General features: G+C 65.2%; 10 protein-coding genes. 1 reads left to right on the top strand and 9 read right to left on the bottom strand.

Translation table 11 applies throughout. The features are described 5' to 3' along the window. The 9 genes from VIE67_RS01900 to VIE67_RS01860 all read right to left on the bottom strand — a co-directional run. On the bottom strand, positions 1–504 hold a 504-nt coding region (locus tag VIE67_RS01900; RefSeq protein ID WP_332022726.1), incomplete at its 3' end, for a glutamine synthetase beta-grasp domain-containing protein. A gap of 251 nt (positions 505–755) precedes the next feature. Further along, positions 756–2069 carry an aspartyl/asparaginyl beta-hydroxylase domain-containing protein gene (locus VIE67_RS01895; protein WP_332022724.1) on the bottom strand — a complete coding sequence of 438 codons (1314 nt, stop codon included), beginning with the start codon at positions 2067–2069 and terminating at the stop codon, positions 756–758. Positions 2070–2148: 79 nt separating this feature from the next. Then, positions 2149–3174: a tetratricopeptide repeat protein gene (locus VIE67_RS01890; protein WP_332022722.1), complete on the bottom strand. Its 1026-nt coding sequence runs from the start codon at positions 3172–3174 to the stop codon at positions 2149–2151. 79 nt (positions 3175–3253) lie between these two features. Further along, positions 3254–4273 carry a YheT family hydrolase gene (locus tag VIE67_RS01885; RefSeq protein WP_332022720.1) on the bottom strand — a complete coding sequence of 340 codons (1020 nt, stop codon included), beginning with the start codon at positions 4271–4273 and terminating at the stop codon, positions 3254–3256. Continuing rightward, on the bottom strand, positions 4274–5071 hold the full coding sequence (locus tag VIE67_RS01880; protein ID WP_332022718.1) for a lysophospholipid acyltransferase family protein: 798 nt from the start codon (positions 5069–5071) through the stop codon (positions 4274–4276). 75 nt (positions 5072–5146) lie between these two features. Then, positions 5147–5587, bottom strand: coding sequence for a hotdog fold thioesterase (locus VIE67_RS01875; RefSeq protein ID WP_332022717.1), 441 nt, complete (start codon positions 5585–5587; stop codon positions 5147–5149). Positions 5588–5649: 62 nt separating this feature from the next. Continuing rightward, the gene (locus tag VIE67_RS01870; RefSeq protein ID WP_332022715.1) at positions 5650–6909 is read right to left on the bottom strand and encodes a heme biosynthesis HemY N-terminal domain-containing protein; all 1260 of its coding nucleotides are present in this window, start codon (positions 6907–6909) and stop codon (positions 5650–5652) included. Further along, entirely contained in the window at positions 6906–8036 is a 1131-nt protein-coding gene (locus VIE67_RS01865) for a uroporphyrinogen-III C-methyltransferase (RefSeq protein ID WP_332022713.1), read from the bottom strand. The genes VIE67_RS01870 and VIE67_RS01865 overlap by 4 nt, the downstream gene beginning before the upstream one ends. Before the next feature lie 37 nt (positions 8037–8073). Further along, positions 8074–8880 carry a uroporphyrinogen-III synthase gene (locus VIE67_RS01860; protein ID WP_332022711.1) on the bottom strand — a complete coding sequence of 269 codons (807 nt, stop codon included), beginning with the start codon at positions 8878–8880 and terminating at the stop codon, positions 8074–8076. 82 nt (positions 8881–8962) lie between these two features. On the opposite strand from VIE67_RS01860, the gene VIE67_RS01855 reads away from it, so the two are divergent. Next, the gene (locus VIE67_RS01855; RefSeq protein ID WP_332022709.1) at positions 8963–9448 is read left to right on the top strand and encodes a YiiD C-terminal domain-containing protein; all 486 of its coding nucleotides are present in this window, start codon (positions 8963–8965) and stop codon (positions 9446–9448) included. Positions 9449–9498: the final 50 nt, after the last annotated feature.

The following is a 9498-nucleotide window of genomic DNA, read 5'->3' as shown; positions in this document are numbered from 1 at the left end:
GTTGCCTTCATCGAAGCCGCGGTTGCTCGACCACGCCGCTTCCTCGGAGTCGATCTCGAAACTCGCGCCCTGCATGTCGTTGCGCCAGCGCACCGAGTCGAAAATGAAAAATTCCGGTTCCGGACCGAAGAACGCCGTATCGGCGATGCCGGAGGATTTCAGGAACGCCTCGGCGCGCTTGGCCACCGAGCGCGGGCAGCGCGTGTACGCCTGCATCGTGGAAGGCTCCAGCACATCGCAGGTCAGGATCAGGGTCGGCTCGGCCGCGAACGGATCCAGTACCGCACTGTCCGCATCGGGCATCAGCACCATGTCCGAATCGTTGATGCCTTTCCAGCCGGAAATACTCGAACCGTCGAACATCTTGCCGTCTTCGAACAGGCTCTCGTCGATCGCCTTCACCGGAAACGTTACGTGGTGCTGCACCCCGCGCATGTCCGCAAACCGCAGGTCTACAAACTCCACCTTCTTTTCTTTGATTAACTGGGTGACGGCGTTGGACATTGGCACTCCGTGTGGATACTGAGGAATACCCTTACTCAGCAACACCTGTGCCAATTGCTATGAAAAATAAATGTAGATAAATCAATTAGTTAAATATATAACTTTGCGGTGCAGCACAAAATAGCACCAAAAACGTGATAGCTGTGATAAGAATGCACTATTACAGTGCGTAAGCGACGCGACGAATGCACAACAATGCGCAGAGTCAGGGCTGGGCAACAAGCCGGAACGAAGCGCTGGATCCGCTCGCTCTACTGCTGGGCGATGCCGCACTCGCGATTGAAATCCCCGATCGCGCCGACCAGCGAGATCACCGCTTCGCGCTCCACCTCCGTCAGATGGGGATTCCAGCAATCCAGCAGCATGACGACGCGCGTGGATGCGCCGCGATTCCACGCCTCGTGCTCGAATGTGTCGTCGAAAGTGAAGCACTGACCTTCCTGCCAGACCCGCTGTTCGCCGCCGACCGTGAGCGCGCAATTTTCCGGAACGATCAGCGGCAGGTGGGTGACCAGGCGCGTATTGGTCACGCCACGATGCGGCAGGATGTGCGTGCCTGGCGTCAACACCGAAAAGCAGATTTCCGGCGCGTGCTCGCGAATGCGCACGATGGGCAGGGATTCGATGATCGCCGCCGTGCGCGGGCAGCGTGCGCAGTTGGCGTCCATCCGCTCACCGTGGCGATAGAAAAAGAACGCGTCCCAGACTGGCTTGTCGCCCGCGCCGGCCAGATACCGCGTGACGTCGTCGGTTGAATTGATTTTGAGAAATGGTTCGATGCCCTGCTCGTCGCGCAACACGGCAAGCAGCTCATCGCGGATGATCGTGAAATTGTCCTCAAGCTGCGCATACCAGGGAAACAGCGCGCGATCGAGATAAGGCGTGGTCGGCAGATCGGGAAAATACAAAAACTTCGGCCGCTGGCGTGGATCGGGATAGTTCGCGGGCGCCAGCTCGAGGTAAATGTCCAGACAATGCATCACGCGCGCGAGGCTGGCCTCGCCATGCGCTTCGCGCAGTGGTTCCAGCGCCCGTACGAACAACAGCCTGCGTTCGGCATCGACGAAGCGCATGGCGTGCTTGACGTTTTTGCGCAGGCCCGGCGCCGTCGTCTCGTCGCTGCGCCAGAGACCTTTGGCCTGCGCCGCAAGGATCGCGCGGAAATAGTGTTTCAAGGCCTCATGGCGCTCGCCGATGTCTTCGCACAGCCTAGCCAGAAAGAGCCGCGCGACAAAGAATTTTGGATCGATCTGCACTGCACGTTCAAGCACCGATTGCGCCGCGTCCGGCCGCGACGCGGCGAGGTAGGCGAGACCGAGATTCTTCAGGAACACGACGTTCTCACCGTCGACCCGGCAGGCGTGCTCGATCAGGTCAACCGCATTCCGCGCATCGCCGCGAGTGAACGCCATGAGCCCGCAAAAGTGCAGGGCTTCCGCGTGCTCTGGATCCAGCGTCAGGGCGCGCGCGAACGCGCTCTCCGCCTCGGCATCGCGACCCTGTTCGGCGGCACTTCGGGCGATGCGCAGCGCGGAATCGAGAGCGGAAGCGGCGGCGTTATCCATCGCAAGTCGTCTTGCGCATGGAAACACCTGAAGCCGCTCGCAGTGCCGGGCAACTATTCATGGCGACCAGAATATCCGCTCAGGCAAACGGTGCTGCGATCGCGGCGGGCAGCCCGCCCCGGCGCACATCTTCGGCTTCCGCGCCGCGGCCAAGGCGATCGAGCAACTCGGCAAGCGGTTTGCGCAATTCGTGCGCGTCGGGCGCATGCCGCAGGCCCTCGGCGAGGTAATACGCCGCGCCGCTCACGTCGCCGAGTTTTTCCATGCACCAGGCGCACGCGTTCGCCGCGCCCGCATGCGCGGGATCGAGCAGCAGCGCGCGCCGATAGAATTTGAGCGCCTTCAATGCGTGGCCTTTCTTGCGCGCGACGTCGCCCAGCCCCGCATTTGCGCCAAACGCCTGTTGATTGTCGGCGAGCAACTCGGCGAACAGGTCGCGCGCGGCATCGGCTTTATCCTGACGGAATCTCGAGCGCGCAAGATAGAGTTTGGCAATGCTCAAATCCGGACGCAGGCGCCGCGCATTCTCGAACGCTTTTTCCGCGAACCCGAATGCACCCTGATCGAACAACGCGCGGCCCAGGCTCGTCTGGATCGCCGCATCTGCGGGTTTGAGGTCGGCTGCCCGCGACAGGAATTTGGCTGCGTTCTGCGCATCGTTGCGGGCCAGATACACGTTGCCGAGCCCGAACAGGATCAGTGGATCTTCCTCGCTCGCGCGCCGACCGATCTTGAAGCGATTTTCCGCGGCGCCGATGTCTCCTTCGCGCAGATGCAGATGGCCGACGAGGTTGTGCGCTTCGACCGAATTCGGATCCAGATCCAGCGCACGCTCGAAACTCGCGCGCGCCGCAGCTTCATCGTTGAGACGCAGCAACACGCCGCCAAGCGAGATATGAAACTGTGCCTGCTCCGGCGCAATCTCGATCGCGCGACGGATCAACTCACCTGCGGCGACTGAGTCGCCACGCTGCTGGTGCAACACGCCGAGCAGATGCAAGGCTTGCGCGTCGTCGGGCTGGGCCTGCAGATAGTCACGATACGCAGGTTCGGCAGCGGCGAGATTGCCGCTATGGTGCAGCTGGAGAATTTCTTCGAGCGTCATGGATCGATCACGAATCGCGTCAGCGGGATTTGGACACTACAAGGGTAACATTCGACCGCACCCGCTTCAGCACGCAGCGCTACCGTACTGCCACGGTCGGCAGCGGCGCCAAGTTGAGCCGCAAGCGCTCAACGAGAAAGTCCTCGGCCCAGCTGCGCATGCTCGCATCGCGGATGAAGCCACAGTGGCCGCCGTGCGGCACGATCACCAGTTCGGTCTTCGGCGCAAGCTTGAGCGCACGGAAATCGGCCACGGGAATGATCGGATCGTCGGCCGCGGTGAGGATCGTAGCCGGCACATCGAGCGCAGCCAGGCGTTCGCCGGTCAGCGCATAACCATCGAGATAGTTCTCCAGCGTGCCGAAATCGGTATGCCGCTGCACCATGCTGCGCGTGAGTTCGCGGAGGCCGCCGCGCAATTCGCGCCGGGTAAACCAGTCCACCTGCGGAAACAGCGATTGCTTGCGCTTGAGCGAGCCGCGCCATTTGCGCATGAAATAGTATTCGTAGAACGGTGGTGCGTTCTCGATCGCCACCATCGCCGCATGCGGACTCACCGGCGGACACACGGCGAACGCCCAGGCCAGCGCAATGCCCGCTGCGCGCGCATGCAGCGCCACGCGCAAGGCAAAATTGCCGCCGAGCGAATAGCCACCGACGATCAGCGGCCGCTCGGGGAACATCGCGGCGATCGCCTTGACCGCGCCGACGACTTCGTCGATGCGACACGAATGAAACAAATCCGCATTCAGATGATGAGTGTCGCCGTGATCGCGGAAATTCAAACGGAACACGTCGCAGCCTTCGCTGAGCAGGCGCGCGCCGGTGTGCATCACGTAGGTCGAATGCACGCTGCCTTCCCAGCCATGCAGCAGAATCGCCAGCGCACGCGGTTGCGCAAGCGACTGCTGCCGCGTGTAAAAACCCTGCAGGAGCACGCCGCCGCCACAGTCGAGGATATGCTCGCTCGAGGTGTCTTCCAGCGCCGCACGCCGGCGCCGGAACAGCAATCTGCGCACGCCGCTCGTGGCGAGCACCGACTGTACATGCGGATTGCGCAGCCAGCGGCGTGGACGGAAGGTGACCGCTTGTACGCTCATTCAGCTGTATCCCAGCGCCGCGGCGACGCGTGCGCGCGCGGTTTCGGCTATCTGCCGGCGGCCTTCATCGTTCAGCGCCAGCGGTTCGAGAAAATGCACTTCGGCATCCATGCTCGGACCGCCGAGGACGCGCACGAAGTTGGCGAAGAAACTTTCCCTGGCGCCGAACGGCACGCGCAAATCCATTTTTCCACTTTTACCGTAGCACAGCGCGACCGGCTGCACGGGCACGCGCGCATCGGCGGCGACCTGGAAGATGCGCGCATGGAAGGTGCGCACGTTGTCGCCTGCGCCGGTGCTGCCCTCGGGGAACACGCCGGCCGACATGCCTTCGCCGAGCCGCGCGGTCATGCGCTGCATCACCACACCGAGCGAGTGCACGCTGCCGCGCTGGTGATAGATCGTGCCGGCGCGCGTTGCCAACCAGCCGACCAGCGGCCAGCGCTCGATTTCGGCCTTGGCCACGAAACACATCATGCGCTGGCTGTGCATGAGTTCGATATCCATCCACGACACGTGATTGGCGACGAACAAGGTCGCGCCAGACAGCGGTTCGCCGATGCGCCGAATGCGAAAGCCGAAGCGGCGCACCAGCGCGCCTGACCACCAACGCGTCATCCAGTAGTCCAAGCGTTCGCCGCCGACGCTCAGGCGCCGCGCCAGTGGATTGAACACCGCCAGCGCCAGTGGAATCGCAATCAGGACATGCACGAGCAACAACGGCGTGCGCAGCAGATAGCGCAGCGGGCGCAGCCAGTCGCGCGGCACACTGGCGCCGGTATCAAGCGTGGCGTTCATCGGCGCGATGGTAGCCAAGCGGCCGCAGTCGCGCCAGCGCTGCGATGCAGCATCGATAGGCGCGGTTCAGTAACCTCAGCCGGTCGGCAGGGCCTGCTTCGGCACGATCGCAACGGTCAGACGCGAGATGCACACGAGTTTGCCGGCGGGGTCCTCGATGCGGATTTCCCAGACCTGGGTGCTGCGCCCGACGTGCAGCGGTCGCGCGGTGCCGGTGACAATGCCGCTGGTGACTGCGCGCAAATGATTGGCATTGATGTCGAGGCCGACGGCGACTTCACGCACCGGATCGATGCACAGCATCGAGGCCATGCTGCCGAGGGTTTCGGCGAGCGCGACGGAGGCGCCGCCATGCAACAACCCGTAAGGCTGATGCGTACGCGCGTCGACTGGCATCGTCCCGCGCACATAGTCGTCGCCCACGTCGGTTATGCGGATATCGAGCGTTTCGATCATGGTATTGGGCCGCAGGGCGTTGAGCTGATCCAGCACGGGTATCGTTTTCCACAAGGCCATATGTGCAACTCTCCGGTGAACGCGCGGCTACGCTAGCCGCGGTGATTTTTTGTCGCGCGGGATTAGCGCCCCGGCAAAACCAGGCGCGGCACACCGTGCGCGCTGCGCTCCTCGATCACGCTCGCGCGCGTATCCAGCGGTCCGCGCAACGCGTCGGGCGTCGCCGTTGCTTCGCCGCGCTCACTGCGCAAGGCGTTGCGATATGCAACTTGTGCCGCCGCCATGTCGCCCTGCCCCGCGCAGGTATCGCCCAGAGCTTCCCATGCGGGTGCGTCGGCTTCGATCGCCAGCGCGCGCGTCAGATAGCCGTGCGCCTTGCCCCACAATTCGCTCTGGTTGCACAGACGGCCCAGGGTCAACAACAGGGCCGCGCTGTTCGGCTGCGCGGCCAGCCAGCCCTCGGCCTGGCGCAGACGCGTGCTCGCTTCGGCAGGGCCGAGTTCGCCATAGGCGCGCACCAGGGGCTCGGACCACTCGCGGCGCAGCCCCGATTCGATTTCGCTCATTGCCGCCAGCGGCTGGCCGAGCGTCGCCGCACGGCGCGCGTAAGCGATCAACACGCTTTCGATGCGCCGCTGCGCGCGACTGAATCCCGACCACAAGACGTTCAGCTGGTCGGCGCTCGCGGCGCCAGCCAGCGCGGCGCCCAGCGTGCGTGCTTCAAGTTGCGCGAATTCCGCCGGCGGCAGGACTTGACTGCGCGCCAGCGGAGTCAGCGTCTGCAACGCGGTTGTCGTGTCGCCGCATTGCAGCGTCGCGTCGGACAGACTGCGCCAGGCGGCGGGCGACAAAGTGGATTTGTCCACTTCCGGTTTCAACAGCGCCAGCGCGTCGGCTGCACGGCCATGATCAAGCAGAAAGCGTGCACGCAGCGCGAGCGCGGCCGGCGCCGCACTGTCGGCCGCAGCGTCGAGCGCCGCCGTCGCGGCTTCGCGATCGCCACGCGCATGCGCCGCGTGTGCGCGTGCGAGCAGGGCCGGCGCGCGCAGAATCGGGACATGCGAAGCGCGCTCAAGTTCACGCGTGGCATTTGCATAGCGTCCCTCGACAAGGGCGACCAGACCATCGGCGAGGCGCTCGTGGCCGCGTCGACGCGCACGCCGCTGCCATGCGGCTCTCGGCCAGCGCAGCGCGCGCCAGGCAAGGCTGGCAAGCGCCCACACAAGCAACAGGGCAATCAATGCGAACACCGCCGAAGTTTCGATGCTGATGCCGCCGAAACGCACCAGTACATAACCCGGATCGAGCGCCAGCGCGTGCCAGCCATAGGCCGCCGCACACGCGACCAGCAACAACAGCAGCACGGCGATCCAGATTCTCACGACTGACCCTCGACCGGCGTCGGCGCGGTTTTGGCCGGCGGCGCCGGTTCGCTGCGCAACGCACGCGTCGCGCGCAGGTTGCGTAGTTCCTTGAGCGCGGCGCCGAGCACCGATGGTGCCGCTGGCGCGATCGTGGCCTTGGCAAGTTCGTCCAGCACGGCCTGTGCCTGAGTCACGTCGGCGCTGCTTGTGTCGAAGTTGGCGCCGAGTTGCGCACGCGCGGTCGCCAGCGCGCCGCGGAAGTGCGCTTCGTCGCGCGCCAGCAACGCAGCCTGTGCGTCGCGCAGCGAAGTATCGACCAGCGCACGTGCGAGCGCCGCATCGTTGTGTGCGAGCAAGGCTTGCGTGTCGCCATCGCGACGTACACGCACCAGCTCGCCGAAGATTTGCCACCAGCGCGCGGAAGTCGCAGGCGCTGCGGCTTGCATGCGGCTCGCCGCTGCCGGCAATTGCGCGAGCTTTGTGCGCAGCTGCGTCAACTGGGTCTGCACAGCCGGAACATTCGCGGCCTGCAATGCGTTCAACGCGTCGATCTCGGCCGCGATGCTCTGACGCACGGACGAAAATGCCGCGTCGTTGGCTTCGGCGAGCGCGCCATCGGCGAGACGATACGCTGCCAGCGCCGGCGCGGGATCGCTGAACAAGGCATAGCGCTCGCCGCCGAGCACGAGCAGCAGCTCGGCTTCGTTGAGCAGCAAGGCGTCGTGTCCGGACAGGCGTTTCTCGGCGAGATTGGCGATCGCGTCTTCGGCCAGGCGTGCGCGCTCGGATAGACCGAGCACCTGACCGCGCAGCGATTCATTCACCTTGGCCGCATCGTCGAGGCGTGCGCGCAAACCGTCGGCGTCGTGCCGCGTCGCCTCGACGCTGCGCGCCAGCGCGTCGACCTGTGCGCGCAACTGCTGCGCCTGGGTCTGTTCGTTCTGCGCGGATTGGTCGTGGCCCTGCTCGATCGTCTGCAAGCGCCAATACAGATAGCCCGCACCGGCGATCAGCGCCAGCAGCCAGAGCCAGCCTGATGCGCTACTGTGGCGGCGGGGCACAGTCGGTGCCGCATAAGGCTGACTCGCCGGCACAGCAGGTGGCGGTAGCGCGGAGGCGGAATTTTCGCTGTCGATTTCGCTCATGTCTGCATGCTAGCGAACTCGCGCCGCCGACGCACCTTTAGAGACGATGCTGGGCGAGCGCACGGCTCGCGGCGCCGAGCATGTCGACCACGCCCGCCGACGCGGCGATATGCGTGCGCGCGAAACCTGCCCGGCGCGCAGCCTGCGCGAGGCGCAGGCTGCTGACGATGGCATCGCCCGCAGCCAGCTTGGCAAACAGCGGCGCAGACAACTGCGCGCGCAGGTTATCCAGTGCCTCGGCACTGGACAACAAGGTCAGCAGTGGCTGCACGGCGAGCGCGAGCGCGTCGAAGTGACGCCGGGTCAGGCGCGGCACGCTGCGCTGGTATACATGGATACTTTGCAACGTCGCGCCGCGAGCGCGCAGCGTGCCTGGCAAGACGTCGCGGCCGCCGGGCGCGCCGATCAGGGCGACACGGCGGCCGCGCAGGCGCGCCAATTCAGGCAAGGCAAGCAGGCCTTCGCTGTCCTGCCGCGCCGCCGGCCAGATCACGCCGCGCAAGCCGCGTCGCGCGAGAGCGCGCGCCGTGCCTGCACCCATCGCGAAGATCCGCGTCGTGCGCGCGAAACGCAGCGTGGGCAGCAGCGTAAATGCGCAACGCACGGCGATCGGGCTGATGAAGATGACCATATCGGCCAAGCGCGCCTTGCGCAAAGCGGCGCGCGCCGTGACGGGCTCCGGCGTCGCGCGCAAGCCGATGCCGGGCAGGCTCAGCGCGGCGCCACCTTGCGCGACGATGCGCCGCTTGAGCGCAGCGGAAAGCGCGGCCGGCCGCGTGACGATCAGCGTCGCGCCGGCAAACAATTCGGCTGGTGCGGCGGTGCGGGAACTTGCACGAGTCATGGCGTCCCGATCTTACGCGTCGCCCGGCTTGATCGACAGCATTGCGCGACGCACACTACGCGGCCCTGTCTCCCGACCGCTTATGACCCGCGCATCGAAGCACACATTCGCCCGCACTTTTCTGCGCAAGGCGCTCGACGAAATCCCGTTGACCCGCGCGATGCAGATCGTGCTGCGCGACTACGACGGCGACCGGCTTTCCCTGTCCGCGCCGCTCGCGCCGAATGTGAACGACAAGGGTTGCGCATTCGGCGGCAGTCTCGCCAGCCTGCTCACGCTGGCCGGCTGGGGACTGGTCGTGCTGAAGCTCAAAGCGCTAGACCTCGATTGCGATATCTACGTGCAGGATTCGACCATCCGCTACCTCGCGCCGTTATGGACCGATCTGATTGCGCACGCCGAGCTGGCCGGCGGCGAATCCTGGGATGCCTTTGCCGCCACGCTCGGTGCACGCGGACGCGCGCGCCTGCGCCTGACCTGCCGTGCGCCACTTGCCGAAGGCGGCGATGCGTGCACGCTCGACGCGCGTTTCGTGGCGATCATGCGCAAAGCCGACGACGCAGGCTGAGTGCACGCCACGCGGCCGTTTTGCGGCACAATGGACGTGCGTTGTCTACC

It is taken from the genome of Rudaea sp., from assembly GCF_036560865.1.
In the GTDB taxonomy this organism is placed as follows: domain Bacteria; phylum Pseudomonadota; class Gammaproteobacteria; order Xanthomonadales; family Rhodanobacteraceae; genus Rudaea.
Note: the sequence above shows the minus strand (reverse complement) of the source record. Positions and strands in the feature narration are given on the sequence as shown.

Excerpts from the sequence above, each read along its gene's own strand:
- VIE67_RS01895 (WP_332022724.1), bottom strand. The coding sequence starts at position 2,069 with ATGGATAACGCCGCCGCTTCCGCTCTCGATTCCGCGCTGCGCATCGCC.
- VIE67_RS01890 (WP_332022722.1), bottom strand. The coding sequence starts at position 3,174 with ATGACGCTCGAAGAAATTCTCCAGCTGCACCATAGCGGCAATCTCGCC.
- VIE67_RS01885 (WP_332022720.1), bottom strand. The coding sequence starts at position 4,273 with ATGAGCGTACAAGCGGTCACCTTCCGTCCACGCCGCTGGCTGCGCAAT.
- VIE67_RS01880 (WP_332022718.1), bottom strand. The coding sequence starts at position 5,071 with ATGAACGCCACGCTTGATACCGGCGCCAGTGTGCCGCGCGACTGGCTG.
- VIE67_RS01875 (WP_332022717.1), bottom strand. The coding sequence starts at position 5,587 with ATGGCCTTGTGGAAAACGATACCCGTGCTGGATCAGCTCAACGCCCTG.
- VIE67_RS01865 (WP_332022713.1), bottom strand. The coding sequence starts at position 8,036 with ATGAGCGAAATCGACAGCGAAAATTCCGCCTCCGCGCTACCGCCACCT.
- VIE67_RS01860 (WP_332022711.1), bottom strand. The coding sequence starts at position 8,880 with ATGACTCGTGCAAGTTCCCGCACCGCCGCACCAGCCGAATTGTTTGCC.
- VIE67_RS01855 (WP_332022709.1), top strand. The coding sequence starts at position 8,963 with ATGACCCGCGCATCGAAGCACACATTCGCCCGCACTTTTCTGCGCAAG.